General features: G+C 63.8%; 21 protein-coding genes. 9 read left to right on the forward strand and 12 right to left on the reverse strand.

Going from position 1 to position 23859, the window contains the following annotated elements; all coding sequences use genetic code 11:
- Positions 1 to 196 precede the first annotated feature (196 nt).
- Positions 197 to 1423 carry an SAM-dependent methyltransferase gene (locus AVO45_RS17870; RefSeq protein WP_068349760.1) on the forward strand — a complete coding sequence of 409 codons (1227 nt, stop codon included), beginning with the start codon at positions 197 to 199 and terminating at the stop codon, positions 1421 to 1423.
- Positions 1424 to 1429: 6 nt separating this feature from the next.
- On the opposite strand, the gene AVO45_RS17875 is transcribed toward AVO45_RS17870, so the two are convergent.
- Together AVO45_RS17875 and AVO45_RS17880 are read right to left on the reverse strand one after the other, a co-directional pair.
- Positions 1430 to 2077: an aminotransferase class IV family protein gene (locus tag AVO45_RS17875; RefSeq protein WP_068349762.1), complete on the reverse strand. Its 648-nt coding sequence runs from the start codon at positions 2075 to 2077 to the stop codon at positions 1430 to 1432.
- Entirely contained in the window at positions 2032 to 3153 is a 1122-nt protein-coding gene (locus AVO45_RS17880; RefSeq protein ID WP_068349764.1) for an aminodeoxychorismate synthase component I, read from the reverse strand. The genes AVO45_RS17875 and AVO45_RS17880 overlap by 46 nt, the downstream gene beginning before the upstream one ends.
- 184 nt (positions 3154 to 3337) lie before the next feature.
- On the opposite strand from AVO45_RS17880, the gene carB reads away from it, so the two are divergent.
- Complete coding sequence (carB, locus tag AVO45_RS17885; protein ID WP_068349766.1) at positions 3338 to 6682, forward strand: carbamoyl-phosphate synthase large subunit; 3345 nt, start codon at positions 3338 to 3340, stop codon at positions 6680 to 6682.
- Between the two features lie 90 nt (positions 6683 to 6772).
- Here the strand turns inward: carB and AVO45_RS17890 are convergent, their stop codons facing one another.
- From AVO45_RS17890 to AVO45_RS17905, 4 genes are all read right to left on the reverse strand, one after another.
- Positions 6773 to 7825 carry a class I SAM-dependent methyltransferase gene (locus AVO45_RS17890; RefSeq protein WP_068349769.1) on the reverse strand — a complete coding sequence of 351 codons (1053 nt, stop codon included), beginning with the start codon at positions 7823 to 7825 and terminating at the stop codon, positions 6773 to 6775.
- Positions 7826 to 7991: 166 nt separating this feature from the next.
- On the reverse strand, positions 7992 to 11039 hold the full coding sequence (locus AVO45_RS17895) for an efflux RND transporter permease subunit (RefSeq protein ID WP_068349770.1): 3048 nt from the start codon (positions 11037 to 11039) through the stop codon (positions 7992 to 7994).
- A gap of 11 nt (positions 11040 to 11050) precedes the next feature.
- Positions 11051 to 12088: an efflux RND transporter periplasmic adaptor subunit gene (locus tag AVO45_RS17900; RefSeq protein ID WP_068349773.1), complete on the reverse strand. Its 1038-nt coding sequence runs from the start codon at positions 12086 to 12088 to the stop codon at positions 11051 to 11053.
- On the reverse strand, positions 12085 to 12558 hold the full coding sequence (locus AVO45_RS17905) for a MarR family winged helix-turn-helix transcriptional regulator (RefSeq protein WP_068350014.1): 474 nt from the start codon (positions 12556 to 12558) through the stop codon (positions 12085 to 12087). The genes AVO45_RS17900 and AVO45_RS17905 overlap by 4 nt, the downstream gene beginning before the upstream one ends.
- 167 nt (positions 12559 to 12725) lie before the next feature.
- Here AVO45_RS17905 and AVO45_RS17910 point away from each other — a divergent pair, with 167 nt between their 5' ends.
- Both AVO45_RS17910 and AVO45_RS17915 read left to right on the forward strand, forming a co-directional pair.
- On the forward strand, positions 12726 to 13850 hold the full coding sequence (locus AVO45_RS17910) for a beta-ketoacyl-ACP synthase III (RefSeq protein ID WP_068349775.1): 1125 nt from the start codon (positions 12726 to 12728) through the stop codon (positions 13848 to 13850).
- 100 nt (positions 13851 to 13950) lie between these two features.
- Complete coding sequence (locus AVO45_RS17915) at positions 13951 to 14529, forward strand: thymidine kinase (RefSeq protein WP_068349777.1); 579 nt, start codon at positions 13951 to 13953, stop codon at positions 14527 to 14529.
- Between the two features lie 2 nt (positions 14530 to 14531).
- Here the strand turns inward: AVO45_RS17915 and AVO45_RS17920 are convergent, their stop codons facing one another.
- The 5 genes from AVO45_RS17920 to AVO45_RS17940 all read right to left on the reverse strand — a co-directional run bounded on the left by AVO45_RS17920 (position 14532) and on the right by AVO45_RS17940 (position 17743).
- Entirely contained in the window at positions 14532 to 15488 is a 957-nt protein-coding gene (locus AVO45_RS17920; RefSeq protein ID WP_068349779.1) for a 2-hydroxyacid dehydrogenase, read from the reverse strand.
- A complete protein-coding gene (locus AVO45_RS17925) occupies positions 15488 to 15826 on the reverse strand; it encodes a tRNA-binding protein (protein ID WP_068349781.1) in 339 nt (112 codons plus the stop codon). Before AVO45_RS17925 ends, AVO45_RS17920 begins: the two co-directional genes overlap by 1 nt.
- Positions 15819 to 16634: a pyrroline-5-carboxylate reductase gene (gene proC / locus AVO45_RS17930; RefSeq protein WP_068349783.1), complete on the reverse strand. Its 816-nt coding sequence runs from the start codon at positions 16632 to 16634 to the stop codon at positions 15819 to 15821. The genes AVO45_RS17925 and proC overlap by 8 nt, the downstream gene beginning before the upstream one ends.
- A gap of 39 nt (positions 16635 to 16673) precedes the next feature.
- Positions 16674 to 17174 carry a type III secretion system chaperone family protein gene (locus AVO45_RS17935; RefSeq protein ID WP_068349785.1) on the reverse strand — a complete coding sequence of 167 codons (501 nt, stop codon included), beginning with the start codon at positions 17172 to 17174 and terminating at the stop codon, positions 16674 to 16676.
- A gap of 320 nt (positions 17175 to 17494) precedes the next feature.
- Positions 17495 to 17743, reverse strand: coding sequence for an accessory factor UbiK family protein (locus tag AVO45_RS17940; protein WP_068349787.1), 249 nt, complete (start codon positions 17741 to 17743; stop codon positions 17495 to 17497).
- Positions 17744 to 17840: 97 nt separating this feature from the next.
- Between AVO45_RS17940 and lgt the strand changes: the two genes are divergently transcribed.
- The 4 genes from lgt (at position 17841) to AVO45_RS17965 (ending at position 22074) form a co-directional block, all read left to right on the forward strand.
- A complete protein-coding gene (gene lgt, locus AVO45_RS17945) occupies positions 17841 to 18728 on the forward strand; it encodes a prolipoprotein diacylglyceryl transferase (protein WP_068349789.1) in 888 nt (295 codons plus the stop codon).
- Positions 18725 to 19792 (forward strand): class I SAM-dependent methyltransferase, encoded by a 1068-nt coding sequence (locus tag AVO45_RS17950; protein WP_068349791.1) that lies wholly within the window; start codon positions 18725 to 18727, stop codon positions 19790 to 19792. The genes lgt and AVO45_RS17950 overlap by 4 nt, the downstream gene beginning before the upstream one ends.
- The gene (pgeF, locus tag AVO45_RS17955; RefSeq protein WP_068349793.1) at positions 19789 to 20547 is read left to right on the forward strand and encodes a peptidoglycan editing factor PgeF; all 759 of its coding nucleotides are present in this window, start codon (positions 19789 to 19791) and stop codon (positions 20545 to 20547) included. The genes AVO45_RS17950 and pgeF overlap by 4 nt, the downstream gene beginning before the upstream one ends.
- A 756-nt stretch (positions 20548 to 21303) precedes the next feature.
- Positions 21304 to 22074, forward strand: a complete 771-nt coding sequence (locus tag AVO45_RS17965) for a Hint domain-containing protein (RefSeq protein ID WP_082688867.1) — start codon at positions 21304 to 21306, stop codon at positions 22072 to 22074.
- 99 nt (positions 22075 to 22173) lie between these two features.
- Here AVO45_RS17965 and AVO45_RS17970 read toward each other — a convergent pair whose 3' ends face one another.
- Positions 22174 to 22674 (reverse strand): Lrp/AsnC family transcriptional regulator, encoded by a 501-nt coding sequence (locus AVO45_RS17970; RefSeq protein ID WP_068349797.1) that lies wholly within the window; start codon positions 22672 to 22674, stop codon positions 22174 to 22176.
- Positions 22675 to 22901: 227 nt separating this feature from the next.
- On the opposite strand from AVO45_RS17970, the gene trxB reads away from it, so the two are divergent.
- Positions 22902 to 23846 (forward strand): thioredoxin-disulfide reductase, encoded by a 945-nt coding sequence (trxB, locus tag AVO45_RS17975; RefSeq protein WP_068349799.1) that lies wholly within the window; start codon positions 22902 to 22904, stop codon positions 23844 to 23846.
- Positions 23847 to 23859 lie beyond the last annotated feature (13 nt).

Below are 23859 nucleotides of genomic sequence, written 5' to 3' on the forward strand. Positions count from 1 at the left end.
CCTTCGGGCGGAGAATTCGTCGCGCCGATACACCGCGATGCGCCGGGGAAGTCAAGGGTTCCCCCGCGCAGCAGGCCGGTTGACACCGAAAAGAGAGACAAATCGTGATTTTGTAGTATCTTTCCAATGATGTGTTATCGTTTTGCGCGACCCGGATTTCGAAATGCCCCCATGACGGGCAGGAGAGAAAAGGATCATGTGGCAGAGTGTTTTGGATCGTGTTCTGAGTTCGTTGATCGCCCAAGGCGCGTTGCGGGTGACCTATCCGAATGGCGAGACGTGCCTCTATGGCGACGGATCGGCCCCCGCCCCCGAGATACATATCCATGACGAGGGGCTGGTGGCGCGATTGTGCCGAAATCCCGAACTGGCCTTTGGCGAAGGCTACATGGACGGCACCCTGACGACCGGCGACAGTTCGCTGGAGGACGTTCTGCGCGTGGCGATTCGCAACGTGGCGGCGGGCAACTTTCCTCCCGTCTATCACTGGATCGACCAGGTGCGGTTCATGCTGCGCCCGATCCAGCAGCGCAACACGACCGGCCTGGCGCGCCGCAACGTGGCCCATCACTATGACATCTCGGACGAGTTCTATCGCCTGATGCTGGACGAGGACATGCAATACAGCTGCGCCTATTTCTCGGACCCCGGCATGACGCTGGAACAGGCGCAGGCGGCGAAAAAGGCGCATATCGCGCGCAAGCTCTGTCTCAAGCCGGGATCGCATGTGCTGGACATCGGCTGTGGCTGGGGCGGGCTGGCGCTGACGCTGGCGCGCGACCACGGCGCAAGGGTGACCGGCCTGACCCTGTCGCAGAACCAGTATGAAACCGCCAGGGAACGCGCCGCCCGTGCCGGGTTGCAGGACCGGATCGAGATCCGCCTGCAGGATTACCGCGAGCTTGACGGAGAGTTTGACCGCATCGTGTCGGTCGGGATGCTGGAGCATGTCGGGGCGCCGCATTACCGCGAGTTCTTCACCAAGGTCGCCAACCTGCTGCACCCCGACGGGGTCGCCCTGATTCACACGATCGGGCGCAACGGGCCGCCGACGAACCAGTCGCCCTGGCTGAACAAGTATATCTTCCCCGGCGGCTACGTGCCGTCGCTGTCCGAGCTGGTGCAGCCGATCTCGTATACCGGCCTGTGGAACCTCGATATCGAGAGCCTGCGCCTGCACTACGCCATGACGCTGCGCTGCTGGCGGGAGAACTTCGAGGCGAATCTGGACCGGGTACGCGCCATGTATGACGACCGGTTCATCCGCATGTGGCGGTTCTACCTGACCATCTGCATCCTTGTCTTCGAAGAGCGCGACCAGACGGTGTTCCAATTCCAGCTTGGCCACCGCCGGGACGCGGTGCCGCTGACCCGCGATTACCTGTATTCCGAGAATGACAGGCTGCGCGACGCGGCCGAATGATCCGGTTTACCCGGACACCAGTTCCACCGGGATCAGGCCGCGCAGGGAGTTTCCGACGAAAACCTGCCTTGCGCCCATAAGGTCGCTCAAGGTCAGCGGTTCTTCGGCGAACTGACCTTTTTCCAGCAACTCTTCGCGCAGAATGCCAGGCAGCAGGCCGCTGGACAGGGGCGGCGTCACCTTTCGTCCGTCGCGGGTCTCGACGAAGACATTGGTGATCGTGCCCTCGCACAGCTCGCCACGCTCGTTGAGAAACAGCAACTCGTCCACGCCCCGAGGCAGGTTTGCGCGGGCGGTGTCGTAGAGCGCGCGCCGCGTCGTCTTGTGGCGCAACCACGGGTCGTCCGAGATCAGCCGGGTCTTTGCGATGGCGACGCGCCAAAGCGGCGGGGTGTCGGTCAGCGGGCCGGTCGCCAGCTCGAACGCGCCGGATATGTCCAGCGTCAGTCGGCACCTCAGGGGGGCGTCGCCCTTTGCCTCGGTCGGCGTGGCCTCGGCGCGAACGCGGTCAAAGGGCATTCCCAGCGCGGCCGCGGATCTGGCCATGCGCGCCAGATGGCGGTCGCGGCGGACAAGTCCTGCGCCGGGCCGATAGCCCAGGGTTTCGATCAGGCGGAAACCAGGCTCAGCTGGCGGGCAAAGCGCGCTTTCCATAGTGCCTCCTCGTATTCGGACGGGGCCGTGCTGTCCCAGACCACGCCCCCGCCGACATTCAGCGTGGCGCGCGCCCCTTCGACCATCAGGGTGCGGATCGCCACGTTGAATTCCGACCGGCCATCGGGGGCAGCCCAGCCGATGGTGCCGCAATAGATATCGCGCGGCCACGGTTCGAGATCGTTGAGAATCTCCATCGCGCGGATTTTCGGCGCGCCGGTGATCGAGCCGCAGGGAAACAGCGCCGTCAGGATCTCGGACAGGCCGGCATCGGTGCGCAGTTGTGCCCGCACCAGCGACACCATCTGGTGCACGGTGGCATAGGTTTCGACCTTGAACAGCTCGGGCACCTTGACCGATCCGGGCACCGCGACGCGGGAAATGTCGTTGCGCAGCAGATCGACGATCATCAGGTTCTCAGCCCGGTTCTTTTCGTCGCTGGCCAGAAACGCGCGGCGGCGGGCGTCCTCGGCCGGGTCGGCGCTGCGGGGCTGGGTGCCCTTCATCGGGCGGGTCTCGATCACGCCATCCGCATCGGTGCGGAAGAACAGCTCGGGCGAGCGGCTCAGCAGATCCGGCAGCCCCGACTGCTGCACCAGCGCGCCGTGGCCGACCGGCTGGCGTTCGGCCAGCGCGGCGTAGAGCGCGGCGCCGTCGCCCGCGACGCCCAGATCAATCGGAAAGGTCAGGTTGGCCTGATAGATGTCCCCGGCCCCGATCGCCTCGTGCACGGCCCGGAACGCGCGCGAATATTGCGCCTCGTCCCAGCGCGGCGCGAAACGGGTGAAACCGCCGCCTGCGCCGGGCAGCGGGTGGGACGACGGGCCATCGAAAACGCCAAAGCACAGCAGGGGCAGGCGGCGGCCCGACGGCAGTCGCGCGGCAAGGCGGGGCTCCAGCGCGTAGCCCAGCTCGTAGCTGGCATAGCCGGCCAGCCAGCCGCCCCGCGCCCGCGCCGCATCGAGCGCCGCCAGCGCAGCGGGCACCTCTGCCGGTTCATCGGCCCGGATCAGTTCCAGTGGTCGGTCGAAACATGTTCCCTGCCCCGCCGGCCCATGATCGAAACGAATACGCAAGAGATTCCCCATTTTCCGCAGGGCGCGGTATAGAGATTCCAGCGCCGAACGAAAGGGAGGAAAGCGGCAAATCCGCCGCTGTTTCCGATCCCCCTTGCACCTTTTCGCGCGGTGCCTATAACGCACGACAATTTGGGCGCTCGGTCGGCGCCCCTGACTCGCGCACAATCGAAGGAACCTGGCCATGCCGAAGAGAACCGACATCCAGTCGATCATGATCATCGGGGCGGGGCCCATTGTCATCGGGCAGGCCTGCGAATTCGACTATTCGGGGGCACAGGCCTGCAAGGCGCTGCGCGAAGAAGGCTATCGGGTCATCCTGGTGAACTCGAACCCGGCCACGATCATGACCGACCCGGAACTGGCCGACGCCACCTACATCGAGCCGATCACCCCCGAGGTCGTCGCCAAGATCATCGAAAAGGAACGCCCCGACGCCCTGCTGCCCACGATGGGGGGGCAGACCGGCCTGAACACCTCGCTGGCACTGGAAGAGATGGGCGTGCTGGAGAAGTTCGGCGTCGAGATGATCGGGGCCAAGCGCGAGGCCATCGAAATGGCCGAGGACCGCAAGCTGTTCCGCGAGGCGATGGAGCGGATCGGCCTTGAAAACCCGCGCGCCACCATCGTCACCGCCCCCAAGCGCGAGGACGGCACGGCCGATCTGGAGGCCGGCGTTCAACTGGCGCTGGACGAGTTGGAAAACATCGGCCTGCCCGCGATCATCCGCCCCGCCTTTACCCTGGGCGGCACCGGCGGCGGCGTGGCCTATAACCGCGAGGATTACATCCATTATTGCCGCTCGGGCATGGATGCCTCGCCGGTGAACCAGATCCTCGTGGACGAAAGCCTGCTGGGCTGGAAGGAATACGAGATGGAGGTGGTGCGCGACACCGCCGACAACGCCATCATCGTCTGTTCAATCGAAAACGTCGATCCGATGGGCGTGCATACCGGCGACTCGATCACCGTGGCCCCGGCGCTGACGCTGACCGACAAGGAATACCAGATCATGCGCAACGGCTCAATCGCCGTTCTGCGCGAGATCGGGGTCGAGACCGGCGGCTCGAACGTGCAATGGGCGGTGAACCCCGCCGATGGCCGCATGGTGGTGATCGAGATGAACCCGCGCGTGTCGCGGTCTTCGGCGCTGGCGTCCAAGGCCACCGGCTTCCCCATCGCCAAGATCGCCGCCAAGCTGGCCGTGGGCTATACGCTGGACGAGTTGGACAACGACATCACCAAGGTCACGCCCGCCTCGTTCGAGCCGACCATCGATTATGTCGTCACTAAGATCCCGAAATTCGCCTTCGAGAAGTTCCCCGGATCCGAGCCCTACCTGACCACCGCGATGAAATCGGTGGGCGAGGTGATGTCGATCGGGCGCACCATCCACGAATCGATGCAAAAGGCGCTGGCCTCGATGGAATCGGGACTGACCGGGTTCGACGAGATCGAGATTCCCGGCCTGAACGTGGGCGTCTGGGACGAGGCCGATGACAAGGCCGCCGTCATCAAGGCCATCAGCCAGCAGACGCCCGACCGTCTGCGCACCATCGCGCAGGCGATGCGGCACGGGCTGTCGGATGACGAGATCCAGGCAGTCACCAAGTTCGATCCGTGGTTCCTGTCGCGCATCCGCGAGATCGTCGAGGCCGAGCGCGACCTGCGCAAGAACGGCCTGCCGGTCACCGAAGAAGGCCTGCGCGCGGTCAAGATGCTGGGCTTTACCGACGCCCGTCTGGGCAAGCTGACCGGCCGCGACGAGGACAACGTGCGCCGCGCCCGTCACAATCTGGGCGTCAAGGCGGTGTTCAAGCGCATCGACACCTGCGCCGCCGAGTTCGAGGCGCAGACGCCCTACATGTATTCGACCTACGAGGCCCCCACGATGGGCGAGGTCGAATGCGAGGCGCGGCCCTCCGACCGCAAGAAGGTGGTCATTCTGGGCGGCGGTCCGAACCGGATCGGTCAGGGGATCGAGTTCGACTATTGCTGCTGCCACGCCTGTTTCGCGCTGACGGACGCGGGGTACGAGACCATCATGGTCAACTGCAACCCGGAGACGGTGTCGACCGACTATGACACCTCGGACCGGCTGTATTTCGAGCCGCTGACCTTTGAACACGTCATGGAAATCCTGCGGGTCGAGCAGGAGAACGGCACCCTGCACGGCGTGATCGTGCAGTTCGGCGGCCAGACGCCGCTGAAGCTGGCCAACGCGCTGGAAGAGGCCGGCATCCCGATCCTCGGCACCTCGCCGGACGCCATCGACCTGGCCGAAGACCGCGAGCGGTTCCAGGCGCTGGTCAACGAGCTGGGCCTGAAGCAGCCCAAGAACGGCATCGCCTCGACCGACGAAGAGGCTCTGGCCATCGCCGAAGAGATCGGCTTTCCGCTGGTGATCCGCCCCTCCTATGTTCTGGGCGGCCGCGCGATGGAGATCGTGCGCGACATGGACCAGCTGAAACGCTACATCAACGAGGCCGTGGTGGTCTCGGGCGACAGCCCCGTTCTACTGGACAGCTATCTGGCCGGGGCGGTCGAACTGGACGTGGACGCGCTGTGCGACGGCAAGGATGTCCATGTGGCGGGCATCATGCAGCATATCGAAGAGGCAGGCGTGCACTCGGGCGACTCGGCCTGTTCGCTGCCGCCCTACTCGCTGTCGAAAGAGATCCTTGCCGAGATCGAGGAACAGGCCAACAAGCTGGCCCGTGCGCTGAACGTCGTGGGACTGATGAACGTGCAGTTCGCGATCAAGGACGGCGAGATCTACCTGATCGAGGTCAACCCGCGCGCCAGCCGCACCGTGCCCTTCGTGGCCAAGGCCACCGACAGCGCGATTGCCTCGATCGCGGCGCGGGTGATGGCGGGCGAGCCGCTGTCGAACTTCCCGCAGCGCCCGCCCTACAAGGCAGGCCAGGACACCAAGATCGCCGACCAGATGACCTTGGCCGACCCGAACATGCCGTGGTTCTCGGTGAAAGAGGCGGTGCTGCCCTTTGCCCGTTTCCCCGGCGTCGATACCATCCTCGGCCCCGAGATGCGCTCGACCGGCGAGGTCATGGGCTGGGACCGCGACTTCCCCCGCGCCTTCCTCAAGGCGCAGCTTGGCGCGGGCATGGAACTGCCGTCCAAGGGGCGGGCCTTCATCTCGATCAAGGATGCCGACAAGGGCGATCTGATGCTCGAGGCGGCGAAGGTTCTGGTGGAACAGGGCTTTACGCTGGTGGCCACACGCGGCACGCAGACCTGGCTGGACAGCCAGGGCGTGCCCTGTGACGTGGTCAACAAGGTCTATGAAGGCCGCCCGGACGTGGTGGACATGCTGAAGGACGGCCAGGTGCAACTGGTGATGAACACCACAGAGGGCGCGCAGGCCATCGAGGACAGCAAGGCCATCCGCTCGATCGCGCTCTATGACAAGATCCCGTATTTCACGACTGCCGCGGGCTCGAACGCCGCCGCGCTGGCAATCAAGGCGCAGGCGCAGGGCGATATCGAGGTCAAGTCCCTGCAGGGATAAGTCACCCACCGAAGAAAACTGAAACACGGCCCCGAGCAGTCGCCCGGGGCCGAATTTTTTGTTGGTTTCGCGATTGAAACCACAGGCGACTCAGGGCCGCGCCGCGTAGAACACGTTGGTCTGGCTCTTGATCGGCAACTGCTCGACGGTTGAAAACCCGCCTTCCCTGAGCAGTGAGATCGTGTTCTCGGGGCCCATGCAGGTGCCCAGCCCCGGCCCGCCCTGTGCCAGCGATTGCGTCATGCAATGAAACAGACTGAAGCCATAATAGGACGTTCCAAGAGAATTCACGTTGTCCTCGAGCCGGTCCGCGGCGCGTGGCTCCATAACCATGAGAACACCGTCGGAGCGCAGCCTTTCCCGTATAGCGGCAAGGGTTTCTCGCGGCTCGGTCAGATCGTGGAGACAGTCGAACAGTGTCACGAAGTCGAACCCGTCTCCCCTGCTCACGTCGTCAATCTTGCCCTTCAAGAATGTGACCCGTTCCGAGGCCTCTTCGTTCAGATTGCCTTTTGCCTGCTCGATCGATACCTCGTCAGGATCGACACCGACGATTTCTGCATTGGGAAAAGCTCTGGCCAGGACCGCTGCAACCCGGCCCACGCCGCAACCCACATCCAGAATACGGCCTCCGCTCGCCAGTCGCTCGGAAATGTCCGGTATCTGCCCTATCCAGTAGGAGGCAAGCCTGTGTTCGTACGCGCCGCTGTTCATGAGGTCCATTGCCTCGATCCAGTCATCGTCGTACTCGCTGAACGCGACCCCCCCACCTTCTCGGAACGCCCGCGCAACTTTAGGTGCCTGCGACAGCAATGCCGGCCCCGCCAGAAAGAGACCGCCCATGAAATGGTCGGTGCCTTCAGACGCAATCAGGAAAGCATGTTCCTCGGGCAGGCTGAACTTTTGGGTTTCTCGGTCATGTTCCAGCCAACCTGCGGCGGTCATTCCTTTCAGCCATTCCTCGACATATCTGGGCTGCAGACCCGTGGCGCTGGCAAGCTGGGCTTGCGACACGTCGCCCGCGGCAGCCAAGGCGTTGAACAGACCCGTTTTCTGCCCGAGATAGCCTATTCCTATGGCCATGGCCCCGGCCATGTCCCGGTACACGGTTTCGGCGAATTCCGCCATGCGCTGCTTGTCCATGCGCGCCTCCCTTGTTCAGAACCGCCACGGCCATTCCGAATATCACCGGACATCGGTGTTCGCACTGCACGCGAGAGCCTTCGGGCGACCAAGGCGCGCTTACTATAACATGGCCGAGGCAACCCGAAAAACGGGCCGTCCCGGCGAAGCCGCAACCGGATAGGGCCTAGGCTGCGACGGGCGCGGCTTTCCGCCGTTCATCCCGGGCAAAGAACACGAGATAGAACACCGGCGCCGCCACCATCGTCAGAATGGTGGCAAAGGCCAGGCCGCCCATGATCGTCACCGCCATCGAGACAAAGAACGCGTCCCACAGCAGCGGCGCCATGCCGAGGATCGTGGTGATCGCGGCCAGCATCACCGGGCGCAGACGCGAGACCGAGGCCTCGATGATCGCCTCGCGCAGTGGCTTGCCGGTTTCGCGCACCAGGTCGATCTCTTCGACCAGCACGATGCCGTTCTTGATCAGCATCCCCGACAGGCTGAGCAGGCCCAGAAGCGCGGTGAAGGTAAAGGGCAGCCCGGTACCCAGCAGGCCGATCACCACGCCGTTCACCGACATGGGCACCAGCAGCCAGATGATGATGGGCTGGCGGATCGCGTTGAACAGCAGCACCGAGATCAGCACCATCACCAGCAGGCTGATGGGCAGCTGCCTGCCCAGGCTTTCCTGCGCATCGCGCGAGTCCTCGAACTCGCCGCCCCACTCCATCTCGTAGCCGGTCGGAAGCGCCATCGACTCGATCGCGTCGCGCAGCTCGGCATGGACCTGCGCCGCCGTCATGTCGGGCGGGATGTCGGCGCCGACGGTGATGGTCAGAACCCGGTTGCGGCGATGCACCAGCGTGTTGAGCGCCTTGTATTCGAACCCGTCCACCATCTGCTCGACCGGAACGAATTTCTGCGCCTGGTCGGAATAGACGACCTGATCGACGATCGAGTATTCGCCATCTGCGGGGCGCCGCAGGATGATCGGGATCAGGCGGTCACGCTCGCGGAACACACCACCCGTGATGCCATCGGTCGAGAACAGCAGCGTTCCGGCGATGTCCTCGCGGGTGACGCCCGCGGTCTGGGCGCGCTCGGTGGCATAGACCGGCTGAAGGGCCAGTTCCATTTCGCGCCAGTCGTGATGGACGTGCAGCGCGTTGGGCGAAGCCTCGGCCATGCGGCGCACCGCTTCGTCGGCCAGCTGCCGCAACACGGCCGGATCGCTGCCCGAGAACCGCGCCTCGATCGGCGTGCCGCCGCCGGGGCCAAAGACCAGCCGCTTGGTCCGGAACTCGCCCTCGGGGAAGCGCGCATTGCCGAACGCCTCAAGCTCGGCCTGAAGCGCGGGGATGTCATCCAGCGTTTCCGTGCGGATGATCATGTGCCCGTAGCTGGGGTTCGGCTTTTCCGCCGAATAGGTCAGCATGAAGCGCGTCGCCCCCTGCCCCACGAAGGTGGTGGTAGAAACCACGTCGTCACGCTCGGCCAGCCAGGATTCGATTTCGGCCAGATCCGCCGCGGTGCGCGCGATCGGGGTGCCTTGCGGCAGCTTGTAATGCACGAAGAACAGCGGCGTGTTCGAGTTGGGGAAGAACTGTTCCTTCATCAGCCCGAAACCGGCATAGCAGGCCACCGTGATGCCCACCAGCCCGGCCACGACCAGCCAGCGGAACCGCAGGGCGAGGCCAAGGGACGCGCCATATGTCCGGAACAGCCAACCGCCATAGGCGTCGGTTTCCCCTTCCTTGCCCTGCTTGAAGAAATAGTGCCCCAGGAGCGGCGTTGCCGTGATGGCCAGCACCCAGCTGAGCAGCAGCGAAATGCCGATCACCGCGAACAGCGAGAACAGGAACTCGCCCGTCGCATCCGGGCTGAGCCCGATGCCCGCGAAGGCCATGATGCCGATGACGGTGGCGCCGAGCAGCGGGATCTGGGTTTTCGAGGCCGCCTCGTCCGCGGCATCGCGCGAATTCTTGCCGCGCAGCATGGCGATCTGCATCCCCTCGGCCACCACGATGGCGTTGTCCACCAGCATCCCCATCGCGATGATCAGCGCGCCAAGGGAAATCCGCTCCATCTCGATCGAAAACAGCGCCATGAACAGCAAGGTGCCCACCACGGTCAGCAGCAGGGTCGACCCGACCACGATGGCGGCCCGCCAGCCCATGAAGATGCCCAGCACCGCCACCACGATGGCGACCGACATGGCCAGGTTCACCAGGAAGTCGTTCGAGGCCTGCTCGACCACGACGTGCTGCTGATAGATCGGCTGGACTTCGACGCCGAAGGGAATGGACTGGTCCAGTTCGGCCAGCTTTTCGTCAACCCGTTGCCCAACCTCGACGATGTTTTCGCTCGAAAGCCCGGCAATGCCGAGGGTGAACGCCTCGGTCCCGTTGTGGCGGATGATGATGTCGGGGTCATCCTGCCGCGCGCGATAGACGTTCGCCATGTCGAACAGGTTGATCACATGGCCCTGCGAGCCCACCGACAGCCCCGCGATGGCCGACACGCTGTCCGAGCCTTCGGCGGTCAAAATCGTGGTTCTGTTGTCTTCCGATTCAAGCGAGCCGGAATCGTTGACCGAGTTCGCGTTCGCGATGGCGCTGTTGATCGCCTGAAGCGGCACGTTCTGGTTCACCGAGATCGCCAGGTCGGGCTCGACAAAGATCGCCTCTTCGGGAAGGCCCTGCACCTCGACATCGGCCACCCCTTCTACGGTCAGCAACTCGCGGCGCAAGAAGGTGGCCAGCTCGTGCTTTTCCGCGTCCGAGAAGCCCTCGGCCGTGACCGCGTAGAACAGGCCGAACACGTCGCCGAACCCGTCATTCACAAAAGGCTGCCCGACGCCTTGGGGCAACCCACGGGCGGCGTCGCGGATCTTGGCGCGCAGCTTGGTCCAGATGTCCGGCAGTTCCTCGCCGTCATAGGTCATCTTGATCTCGACCTCGATCAGCGACTGTCCGGGCCGGTTGACCGAAGTGATGACATCGACCTCGGACATCTGCTGGATCGCGGATTCCAGCGGTTCCGACACCTCGAGCGCCACCTGCTCGGCCGTGGCGCCGGGATATTCGGTCGCGATCACCGCCTGCTTGATGGTGAAGGCAGGGTCTTCGAGACGGCCCAGCGAGAAGAACCCCCAGATCCCCCCGAGCAGGGCGATCAGGATGATCAGCCACGTATAGAGCGGCCGGTCGATGGAGGCGCGCGCAATGTTCATCGGCCCGCTCCTCAGTTCGCGAAGCCGCTGAAGCGGCGGACTTTCTGCCCGTCGACCAGCACGGCGCCGCCGGCAACGACGATCTCGTCACCGTCCTTGAGGCCCGACAGCACCCGGACATCGCCGGATTGCGTCGGCTCGATTTCGACGGGAACCCTTTTGACGGTGCCCTCCTCGGCCCCGACCGGAGAGAAAACCATGACGCCCAGTTTCCCGTCGGCATCCGCCACGATGGCGGTCGGCGGCACGATGATGCCCGTCTTGTGGTCCTGCACCTGGACATTCACCGTCACGGACGAGCCAGGCAGGATCTGCAGCCCTTCGGGGGGTGTAAGTCCGAACTGGATCCGGAAGGTCTGTCCCACGCTCGAGGTTTCCGCGTCGAATTCGCGGATCTGGAGCGGGAAAACCTCGTCGCTTGCCGGAAACTTGGCGGTGATCGTGACGTCGTCCTGCGCGCTGGCCCGCTGGAACAGGATCTCGGGGACGTCGACCTCGATCCGCAGCTCGGACATGTCGTGGATGCGAACGATCGGGGTTCCGGCGGCAACGGTGGAATATATCTCGACCTCGCGGCGCGAGACCAGCGCATCGAAAGGCGCGGTCAGCGTTGATTGCTCCAGCGCGTATTCGGCGTCGCGAAGGGCGATGGCGGCCAGTTCGGCGTTGGTTTCGGCGTCGTCCAGCGCAACCTGGCTGACCGTCGTGCCCTTGAGCCGGGCCAGGCGGGCAACCGTGCGGTCGGCCTGATCCTTTTGCAGGCGCGCGCGATTGAGCTGCAACTCGAAGGGTTCCTGATCCAGCCGGGCGATCAGATCGCCCTTGGCGATCACGAAGCCTTCGGTGACCGGCATCTCGACGATCTGACCGGCGACCTGAAAGGCAAGGTCCACGGTTTTCCGTGCCGCAACCCGGCCAAAGAACTGGCGCGAGAAACCGGGGGCGGTTTCACTGACCTGCATCAGTTTGACGGGCTTGGCGGCCCCGTCAGCCGAGGCCGAGGCGGCAAAAATCGCCAGACCAAGGCCGAATGCTGCAAGCAATTTCATTTCTTAAGTCCCTCTGGGATGCCTGTTTTCAGAACGTTGTCTCGGATCTTGCGGGAAAGCCGCGCGAATTCGTGGGTTTCGTGATCGTTCAGACCGGAAGCGCGGCGGAACAACTCGCCCGCCTCGGCCATGAATCTCTGCCGGACGTCGGCGCCTCGCTCGGTCAGCACCAGCAGCCAGGCGCGCCGGTCGTCAGGGTCGCGCTGGCGTTGCAGATAGCCGGCTTTTTCCAGCGCGTCGGCAGTGGCGGTGATGGTCGAAGGCAGGGTGAGCATGTCACAGGCCAGAACACCCATGCGCTTGGGCTGCCCCAGCTTGACCAGCATGTGGATCTCCTGCCGGCTCAGGTCCATCTGGCCGGCCTTTGCCTCGAAACTTTCCTCCAGTTTCCAGTAGAGCGCATAGACGCCCATCATGGCGATGATCTCGGGACTCAGCCCTTCCGCCGAATAGGAATCGTCGTCAGCCATTTTGCCGCCTTTCGCAAACCTGCGTGGCATATATTTCATTTTTTGAACTATTCAATACGCGAAACGTAATTCCGCCGAAGGCGATGCCTTCCCTCGGGTCAACTGCCCTTGATCCCGAAAGGGTGTGCCTGCATTTTGAGCAAATTCAGGAGATGTCAGGAACGACCATGCATACGCCCGCAATCACCGGAACCGGCGTTTTCACGCCCGAGAACGTGATCACCAACGCCGAGCTTGTCGCCGCGTTCAACGCCTATGCCGACAAGCAGAACGCCAAGAATGCCGAGGCCATCGCCGAGGGCCGGATGGAGCCGATGCAGCATTCCTCGGAAGAGTTCATCGTCAAGGCGTCGGGCATCGAGAACCGCTATGTGATGGACAAGACAGGCATTCTGGACCCGGACGTCATGCATCCGCTGCTGCGGCAACGCAGCGACGATGAACCCGGCATCATGACCGAGATGGGCGTGGATGCCTGCAACAAGGCACTGGCGCAGGCGGGCCGGACTCCCGAGGACGTGGACCTGGTGATCTGCGCGGCCTCGAACCACGAACGCGCCTATCCGGCGATCGCGATCGAGATCCAGAACGCCCTGGGGATCAAGGGATTCGGCTTTGACATGAACGTCGCCTGCTCGTCGGCCACGTTCGGCATCCAGGCGGCGGCCGACATGGTGCGTTCCGGCTCGGTCCGGTCGGCGCTGGTCGTCAACCCCGAGATCTGCTCGGGCCACCTGGAATGGCGCGACCGGGACTGCCACTTCATATTCGGCGACGTGGCCACCGCGACGCTGATCGAGCGCGCCAAGGACGCCAACGGGCCATATTTCGAAATTCTCTCCACCCGCTGCGCCACCGAGTTTTCGAACAACATCCGCAACAACAACGGTTTCCTGCGCCGGTCGCGCCCCGACGGGCTGAAAGACCGCCGCGACATGCAGTTCATGCAGAACGGCCGCAAGGTGTTCAAGGAAGTGCTGCCGATGGTCAGCCAGCATATCAGCGACCACATGCAGGCCGAAGGGATCGAAAGCGCAGACCTGAAACGCCTCTGGCTGCATCAGGCCAACAAGACGATGAATGACTTCATCGGTCGCAAGGTGCTGGGCCGCGAGCCGGAACCGGACGAACAGCCCAACATCCTGCAGGATTACGCGAACACCTCGTCGGCCGGGTCGATCATCGCCTTTTCCAAGCATTCGAACGACTTCCAGGACGGCGATATCGGCCTGATCTGCTCGTTCGGAGCGGGATACTCGGTGGGGTCGGTGATCGTGCGCCGCCACGCCTGAGCTTCACTTTTTTCAAAATACTCCGGGGGAGTCGCGGCCCCGCCGCGACGGGGGCAGCGCCCCCATTGCCCCCCGGACCTTGGCGTCCTAGACAGGCGTCATGGCAAAGCTCTACTTCAACTACTCGACCATGAACGCCGGCAAGTCGACGGTGCTGCTGCAGGCGTCTCACAACTACCGCGAACGCGGCATGGATACCTATCTGATGACCGCCGCCATCGACGGGCGCGCGGGCGCGGGGCGCATCGCCTCGCGCATCGGGATTACCGCCGAGGCGGATACGTTCAGACCCGAAGACGACGTTTTCGCCATGATCGAAACGCGCCTGTCAAAAGGGCCGGTGGCCTGTGTCTTCGTGGACGAGGCGCAGTTCCTGTCGGAACGGCAGGTCTGGCAGCTGGCCCGCGCGGTGGACGACCTGAAGGTGCCGGTTCTGGCCTATGGTCTGCGGGTGGATTTTCAGGGCAAGCTGTTTCCGGGCTCGGCCACCCTGCTGGCGCTGGCGGATGAAATGCGCGAGGTGCGCACCATCTGCAAATGCGGCCGCAAGGCGACCATGGTGATCCGGCAGGACGAGGCCGGAAACGCGATCACCGAAGGGGATCAGGTGCAGATCGGCGGCAACGAGACCTATGTCTCGCTCTGCCGCAAGCACTGGCGCGAGGCCGTGGGCGCCTGATCCTACGCAGTCACCGCGTTGGGCAGGGGCCGTCCGTTCAAAAAGGCCGCCACGTTGTCCAGCGCCATGTTCCCCATGTCGGTCCGGACCTCTTCGGTTGCGGTGCCCAGATGCGGCAGCAGCGTGACGTTTTCCATCTCGCGCAAGGCCGCCGGCACCTCGGGCTCGAACTCGTAGACGTCCAGCCCGGCGCCGGCGATCTGTCCGCCCTGCAACGCGCCTATCAGGGCGGTCTCGTCCACCACCTCGCCGCGCGCGATGTTGATGAGCAGGGCCGAGGGCTTCATGGCGTCCAGAACCAGCGCGTCGATCAGGTGCCGCGTCTCGGCCCCGCCGGGAACCGCGAGCATCAGGAAATCGACCGATGCCGCCAGCGCGGGCAGATCCGGGACGTACTCGGCGGGGAACTCCAGTTCTTTCCGGCTGCGCGCCACATAGGCGACCTGCATTCCGAACCCGAAATGGCAGCGCCGCGCGATCGCCTGCCCGATGCGGCCCATGCCGACGATACCGACCCGCTTGCCCGTGACGTGCTGGCCCAGCATCTGCGTCGGGTGCCAGCCCTGCCACTGGCCCGAGCGGACCAGCCGTTCGCCCTCGCCCGCCCGCCGGGCGGTGGCCAGCAGCAGCGTCATGGCGATGTCGGCGGTTGCGTCGGTGACGGCGCCGGGCGTGTTGGTGACCTGCACCCCGGCCGCCAACGCGGCCCGGACGTCGATGTGGTTGTAGCCGACCCCGAAATTGGCCAGCAGCTTGCAGCGCGGCTGAGGCACAGCGGCAAAGATATCCGCCGAGAACAGGTCACCCAATGTCGGCACGACGATGTCGAACCCGGTCAGCGCGCGGTGCATTTCGTCACGGCTCAGGGGCAGGTTGCTGTCGCGGATCTCGGCATCGAAGTCCGCCCGCGCCCGCGCCTCGACCGCGGGCGGCATCGGCCGCGTGATCCAGAGCTTCATCAGTGCATTCTCCCACCCAGCGGCACCTTGCCGTCGGGGCCGATCAGGACGATCTCGCCGTTTTCGTCGGGCAGGCCCAGCACCAGCACCTCGGACATGAAGCGGCCGATCTGGCGCGGCGGGAAGTTCACCACCGCCAGCACTTGCCTGCCCACCAGCGACTCGGGCGTGTAATGCGCGGTGACCTGGGCCGATGTCTTGCGCTCGCCGATCTCGTCGCCAAAGTCGATCCACATCTTGATCGCGGGCTTGCGCGCCTCGGGATAGGGTTCGGCGCGGATCACCTCGCCCACGCGAATATCGACCTTGAGAAAGTCGTCGAAAGAAATCTCATTCACGAGACAGCTCCTTGGAACGGTTGGTGGCGGCGGCGACGGCGCGGTTCAGCAGCGCCGGAAAACCGGTTTCCGGGTCCATCAGAACCTCGAGCGCGGCCTGCGTGGTGCCGTTGGGCGAAGTGACGTTGATGCGCAGTTGCGCCGGGTCTTCCTCGGCCGCCTCGGCCAGCGCCCCTGCCCCGGCCACGGTGGCCTTGGCCAGCTGTATCGACAGGTCTGCCGGCAGGCCCTGCGCCTCGCCCGCGGCGGCCAGGGTTTCGATCAGGTGGAACACATAGGCCGGGCCCGAGCCGCTGACGCCGGTCACCGCATCCATCTGGGCCTCGCTGTCCAGCCGCACGGTCTGACCCACCGCAGCCAGCAACCCCTCGGCCTGCGCCATGTCTGCCTCGGTGGCATGGGAATTGCCGATCAACGCGGTGATGCCCTTGCGGATCGCGGCAGGTGTGTTCGGCATCGCGCGGACGATCGGAGTGTTTTCGCCCAGCACCTTTTCGAAGGTGGCGATCGAGGTTCCGGCAGCGACCGAGACAAACAGGGTATCACCGCCGCCCAGCGCCTTTATCCCCGGCAGGGCCTCGCCCATCATCTGCGGTTTGACGGCGATCAGCACGACGGCAGGAGATTCAGGCAGCGGCGCGTTGATGTTCACACCCTGCGCCTTGAGCCAGTCCGACGGATAGGGGTCGATCACCCAGACCGAGGCCGCGGGCAGACCGTGCTCGAGCCAGCCCGCCAGCATGGCCGACCCCATCTTGCCGCAGCCCAGAAGAACCAGCCCCTGATCCGCGACCCGTGACATGTCCATGAGTGCCCCTCCCCTTCATTTCAGGTTCGGGGCAAAGCTTTACGCGCGGCCGTAGGCCTCTGCAATGGCGACTTGCATTGCCTCATCCGGGGTCCGGTTGCCCCAGGTCACCAGCTGGATCGCCGGGTAGTAGCGCTCGGCGCTCAGAACCGCCGCGGTGATCATCGTGTCGATCTGTTCGGGGCTTGCCACCTGCCCCCCGGCCAGCACGAGCCCGTAGCGGTAGACCATCAGTTTCTGGTTGCTCCAATAGGTGAAGGCGCCCGCCCAGCACTGATCGTTCATCGCGTTGAGCAACTCGTAAAGCTCTGCTTCGCGATCCTCGGGCGGCTCCATCTCGAACGAACACAGCATCCGCAGCGTCTCGTCATAGGGGGACCAGGCCAGCGTGATCGAGTAGGTGCGCCACTGTCCTTCGACCGCCATGGCGATCTGGTCATCCCCGATGCGATCAAAATCCCATTCGTGGTGTTCGGCCAGATGCTCGACGATGTCGATCGGATGAATGTCCTCTTCGAGGTACTGCTCGGATAGTGCCATGATACACCTCACTGATCTCTAGCTGGTCGGGGCGGGCAGCGCCCCAGCGCTAGTTGCCTGCTCTACAGACCGGGCGTCCCCCCGCAGCCTGATACTAGATATGGTGCGGTGTGGCAGGTGTTCTGGCAACCCCAATTTTTGGGGATAACGGCAATAAGTTGTGGACAGCCAGCAACTGCGCCCAAAATATTGGCGCCCGCCCCATCTTTTTCTTGAAATATGCCCGCGAGACGCCAGAATACACCGCAGCGCGCAAGCCTTGATGGGATTGCACGGTACGATTTTTCTGGCCTTTGAGATGAAATGCTCTGAACCTGCGCTCAGTCGCCCAGCTTGGCTTCGAGTTCGGCGATGCGCGCCTCGAGAGCAGCATTTTCCTCGCGCGCCTTCTGCGCCATGGCGCGCACGGCGTCGAATTCCTCGCGGGTGACGAAATCGCGATCGGCCAGCCAGCGGTCGAGCAGCGACTTCATCGCGGTCTCGGCCTCTTCCCGCGCGCCCTGCGCCACGCCCATGGCATTGGTCATCAGTTGGGAAATGTCGTCAAGGATCTTGTTGCGGGTCTGCATGTCTTTACTCCGGTATCTCGGTTGCCCCCTATATGGGCAAGGAAAGGCCCGGGCTCAAGGTTGACTTGCCCCTCAAACCCCGGGCAATGAGGCGCACATGCAGGCAGTTCTGAATTTCCCCGACCTTTCGCCCGAACTTTTCTCGATCTCGCTGTTCGGGATGGAGTTTGCCTTGCGGTGGTACGCGCTGGCCTATATCGCCGGCATCCTGATCGCATGGCGCATGGCGCTTGCGGCTCTGCGGCGCCCAGCCCTGTGGCCCGACGAGACGCCGCCGATGACGGCGCAGCGGCTCGAGGACCTGCTGACCTGGATCATTATCGGTGTCATCCTTGGGGGCCGTCTGGGCTTCGTCCTGTTCTACCAGCCCGCCTATTACCTGCAGAACCCGGTCGAGATCCTCAAGGTCTGGCAGGGCGGCATGTCATTCCATGGCGGCCTGCTGGGCGTGGTGCTGGCCGCACTCTTCTTTGCGAGGCGTCACGCGATACCGGTTCTGCCGCTGGCCGATCTGGTCGCCCATACAGTTCCGCCGGGTCTGTTCCTCGGGCGGCTCGCCAATTTCGTCAACGCCGAGCTTTGGGGCCGGCCCAGCGACCTGCCCTGGGCGGTGATCTTTCCGGGGGCGGCAGCCCAGAGCTGTCCGGATGTGGTCGGACTGTGCGCGCGCCACCCGTCGCAACTCTACGAAGCGGCGCTGGAGGGGCTGCTGCTTGGCGGTCTGTTGCTGTGGATGGTCTATCGCCGGGGCGCTTTCCGTGCGCCGGGGCGGGTTCTGGGCGCGTTTCTTGCGGGCTATGGCGCCTCGCGTTTTGTCGTCGAGTTCTTCCGCCAGCCCGACGCGCAGTTCGTGACGCCGGACAATCCGCTGGGGCTGGCTTGGCATGTCGGGGGCTACGGCCTGACGATGGGGCAGCTTCTGTCGCTGCCGATGATCGCGCTGGGGCTGTTCTTTCTGCTGCGCGCACGGCGGGGGCCGGCATGAGTCTCGAAACGCTGCTGATCGAACGCATCCGGCAGGGCGGTCCGCTGACGATCGCGGATTACATGGGTGAATGCCTGCTGCATCCGGTTCATGGCTACTACACCACGCGCGACCCGCTGGGAGAACGCGGCGATTTCACCACGGCCCCCGAGATCAGCCAGATGTTCGGCGAACTGATCGGTCTGGCGCTGGCGCAAAGCTGGCTCGATCAGGGCCGCCCCGCACCGTTCACGCTTGCCGAACTGGGCCCGGGCCGCGGCACCTTGATGGCGGATATTCTGAGGGCCACGAAGGGCGTGCCGGGTTTCCACGATGCGGCACGGATCTGCCTCGTGGAGGCCTCGCCCACGCTGCGGGAGGTTCAGGCCAGAACCCTTTCCGGCCATGCGCCCGACTGGCTCGACAGCATCGAGGAGCTGCCACAAGCGCCGCTGTTTCTGGTCGCCAACGAGTTCTTCGACGCCCTGCCCATCCGCCAGTTCGTGCGGGACGGCGACGGCTGGCGCGAGCGCCTGATCGGCGTTCATGACGGAGAGCTAGCCTTTGGCCTCGGCGCACAGGCACCGCAGGAGGCGTTGGCGGACCGTCTGGAGGACACACGGGACGGGGATATTGTCGAGCTTTGCCCCGCCGCCGCCCCGATCGCGGCGCGGATCGCCGAGCGAATCTCGTCGCATGGCGGGGCCGCGCTGATCGTGGATTATGGGGACTGGCGCTCGCTGGGCGACACGTTTCAGGCCGTGCGCCGGCACGAGAAGGTGAGCCCGCTGGAATCGCCGGGACAGGCCGACCTGACCGCGCATGTGGATTTCGAGGCGCTTGCCAATGGCGCAAAGGCACAGGGCTGCCGCCACACGCGACTGGCGCGGCAAGGCGTCTTTCTGGAACGGCTCGGCGTCACCGCCCGGGCGCAGGCGCTGGCCAGGGGAGCGGATGAAAAGACCGTTGCGGCGGTTATCCGCGCACATCGCCGGTTGACGCATCCCGAGGAAATGGGAAACCTGTTCAAGGTGCTGGGTCTCTATCCCGCACATGCCGCACCGCCACCCGGACTGGAGCCATGACCCTCGAAATCCTGACCTCCGAGTTGCTGAACCCCATTCAACACGGATTCTTCACCCGCCGCGGCGGCGCATCGTCCGGTGTGTTCGCGGGGTTGAACTGTGGGCAGGGGTCGTCGGACCAAAGCGAGATCGTGGCCCTGAACCGCGGCCGGGTCGCCGAGGCGATGGGGGTGACGCCCGAGGCGTTGATCGGCGTGCATCAGATTCATTCGGCAGATGTTCACGTCGTCACCGGCCCGCATGCGGATGCACGGCCCGAGGCCGACGCCCTTGTGACATCGACGCCGGGCCTGGCGCTGACCATCCTGACCGCGGACTGCCAGCCGGTTCTTTTCGCCGATCACAAGGCGCGGGTCATCGGCGCCGCGCATGCGGGATGGCGCGGGGCGCTGGATGGCGTTCTTGAGGCGACCCTGGATGCCATGGAAGACCTTGGCGCGAATCGCGCGGACATCGTCGCGGTGATCGGACCGACCATATCTCAGCGTGCCTACGAGGTCGGACCGGAATTTCTGGACGATTTCCTTGCCGACAGCCCGGACAACGTCCGGTTCTTCGCCAATGGCAACGGCGACAGGCTGCTGTTCGATCTGCCCGCCTATGGCCTGGAGCGGTTGCGCAGCGCCGGCATAGGCGAAGCGGTATGGACACGGCACTGCACCTATTCCGACCCCGATCGCTTCTATTCCTATCGCCGCTCGACACATGCCGGTGAAGCGGACTATGGTCGGCTCATCTCGGCGATCCGCCTGTAGAAATGTGGCGAAAATAAGGCAGTCTTGCCACGTTTTGACCTCAATTATCCTGTCTACTCGAAGATGAGCCAGTCGGAAAATCCCGACTGAACTCAGAAACTTAGCGTATGAGCGCGGGCTGCGGGCCCGGGTTTTCAGCAAAGGGAGAATTCAAGTAGCCGGTAGTTTTGTCCTCATTTTTTCCCTGATCAGCCCTATCCACGCCTCAAAGTGATTTCAGAGTCCAAGCTGGAAACAGGAACGGCCGGAGAGCCAAACAGAGGCAGGAAGAAACGGATGAAACCCAAATCACGCTTTATCAGGTCCATGATTGCTGCCGCCAGGGAACACGAGCTGCACATGCCTTGGAAACGCGCGACGAGAGTTTCAGGCGAAACTGCCTACCGGAGAGGTGGCCGGCCTTGATCGGGGAAGTGCACCAAAGAGCCAATCTGCTCGGCAATTTGGTGTTTGCCGCGTCGGTTGTCGGCCTCGGGCCGATGCGGAAACAGACCACCGCCCGGTTTGCGCAGTGGTCTTTCGAGGCTGACAGGTGCGTGAGCAATTACCGCCCGCGTGTGACGAGTTCTGACTGGGGGGTCACGGTGATGACGACAAGCGCGACTGAAAGGTCGCAGATTCAGCATACTTCGCGGGGGATTTTTCCTGCGGATTCTCTCCCAATTCAGATTGTGGACGAAAAGAACAGAAAGCCACGTGAAGGCCGTCTGAGGGGGTTTCTCGGCAATGGCAAGAGTTGAAAGGGACGGAATACGCATGCCTATTCCACATTCATTGACCCGCGCCGCGCGCAATGCCGTCGAAACATCGGCGCTGCTGCGCGACACGGGCACGCAGCGCCCGAAACTGCGGCGTTACGAGGTAAGCTATCTGTCACCGGATGGCGAAGTGGTGCAAAAGCGTCATATCGCGCCGGCCTTGCCGATTTTCGAGGACGCCTTTTGCGCCTTCACTCGCGGCTCGCTGGTGGAAACCGACAGGGGGCCGATGGCCATCGAGGATCTGCTGCCCGGCGACATGGTCGTGACCCATGATGGCGAAGTTCAGCAAGTGCTGTGGAAGGGATCACTGCTGTTGATTCCCGGGCAGCCGGACTCGCGCGGCAGGACGCATCCTCTGACGCGGATCATGGCGGACACATTCGGCATGCAGAAACCACTTTCCGGCGTGATCGCAGGCCCTTCGGCGCGTATACTGGCCACTCCTGTCCATTTGCGCCATCTGGCGGCGGGTGGACAGCTGTTGACCCCCGCGCACGAGTTCCAGGATGGAATGAACGTCGTCGAAACCCTGCCTCCGACGCCGGTCGAGCTGTTCCATCTGTGCCTGCGCCGGCATTCGCTCATCCGCATCGACGGTTTGCAGTTCGAAACCTACCATCCGGGAATCAACGCACTGCGGATGCTGGGGCAGTCACTGCGTTCCCTGTATCTCGGTCTCTTTGCGCATATCGATTCGATCGGCGATTTCGGCCCGCTTCTTTTGCCGCGGGCTGGTGACGGCGAAATCGACGCAATCACGGCATAAAGGAGGAAGACGCGATGCAGATCGTTGTCTGCTGGCTGATCTCGCTGGCAATCGCCGCCTTCCTGCCCCCCTGCAACGCCTATCCGAAACGGCACCGGATCAAGCGGTCCGGCTCAGCCGCTCTTCCAGAACATCAAATGGAACCCCCGGCTCATCTTTCGCCCCGCGGATGACGAGCGACGTCTTGACGCTGGCCACGTTCGGCGTGGTCAGCAACTCACCGGTCAGGAATTGCTGAAAACTGCTGAGATCGGGCGCCACGCATTTCAGGATGAAATCCACCTCTCCGTTCAGCATGTGGCATTCGCGGACCAGCGGCCAGTTGCGGCAGCGTTCCTCGAAGGCCCGCAATTCGACTTCGGCTTGGCTGTCCAGGCCGACCATCGCAAAAACCTGCACTTCGAACCCCAGTTCGCGCGCGTTGACCTCGGCGTGATATCCGCGTATCAGCCCGGCCTCTTCCAGAGTGCGGACGCGCCGCAGGCATGGAGGGGCCGAAATCCCCACGCGTTTCGCCAGTTCCACATTGGTCATGCGACCGTCGGCCTGCAATTCGGCCAGAATCTTGCGGTCTATCTCGTCCAGTCGTGTCGCGACCATGAAATGCTCCTGATGTTTGCGGTTCTTATAGCAGCACCCCAAGGATGCGCAATATTCTTTCGCGCTTGAGCAATATTGTTTATTCTCAATGTTCTTTTTCGACCGCAATGCCTTTTCGCGACGCCGGGCAACCAATTCACGAAAGGGGTTTAAGACCGGCCCCGCGACCGCTATATCCACGCTCTTAGAGCAGCTAGCTCGTTGCAGCAGACATATTTGGGGGAACAATGGCCGAAACTCGTCACACCAGGGTCCTGATCATCGGCTCGGGGCCTGCAGGCTATTCTGCGGGCGTCTATGCCAGCCGCGCGATGCTGCAACCGATTCTGGTTCAGGGCATCGAACCGGGCGGCCAGTTGACCACGACGACCGAGGTCGAGAACTATCCCGGCTTTACCGAGGTTCAGGGGCCGGACCTGATGGTCAAGATGCAGGAACATGCCGAGGCGATGGGCTGTGAGGTGATCGGCGACATCATCACCGATCTGGACCTGAGCAAGCGCCCCTTCACCGCCAAGGGCGACAGCGGCACCACCTACACCGCCGACGCCGTGATCCTTGCCACCGGTGCGCGCGCGAAATGGCTGGGCCTGCCGTCGGAGGAGAAATTCAAGGGCTTCGGCGTGTCGGCCTGCGCCACCTGCGACGGGTTCTTCTATCGCGGACAGGAAATCGTGGTGGTCGGGGGCGGCAACACCGCCGTTGAAGAGGCGCTTTTCCTGACCAATTTCGCCAGCAAGGTGACTCTGATCCACCGCCGCGACGAACTGCGCGCGGAAAAGATCCTGCAGGAGCGGCTGTTCAAGAACGAAAAGATCGAAACCCTGTGGTTCCATGTGCTCGAGGAAGTGGTCGGCACCGAGGACCCGCTGGGCGTCGAAGGCGTCAAGGTACGCAACGTCCAGACCGGAGAGATCAGCGAAATCCCCTGCAAAGGCGTGTTCATCGCCATCGGCCACGCACCGGCGAACGAACTGGTCAAGGACGTGCTGGAAACCCATATGGGCGGCTATGTCGTGGTCAAACCGGGCTCGACCGAAACCTCGATCCCGGGCGTCTTTGCCGCGGGCGACCTGACCGATCACAAGTATCGCCAGGCCGTGACCTCTGCGGGCATGGGCTGCATGGCGGCGCTGGATGCCGAGCGTTTCCTGGCCGAACAGGACGCCTGACACCTTCGGTTCT

It is taken from the genome of Ruegeria marisrubri, assembly GCF_001507595.1.
Lineage (GTDB): Bacteria > Pseudomonadota > Alphaproteobacteria > Rhodobacterales > Rhodobacteraceae > Ruegeria > Ruegeria marisrubri.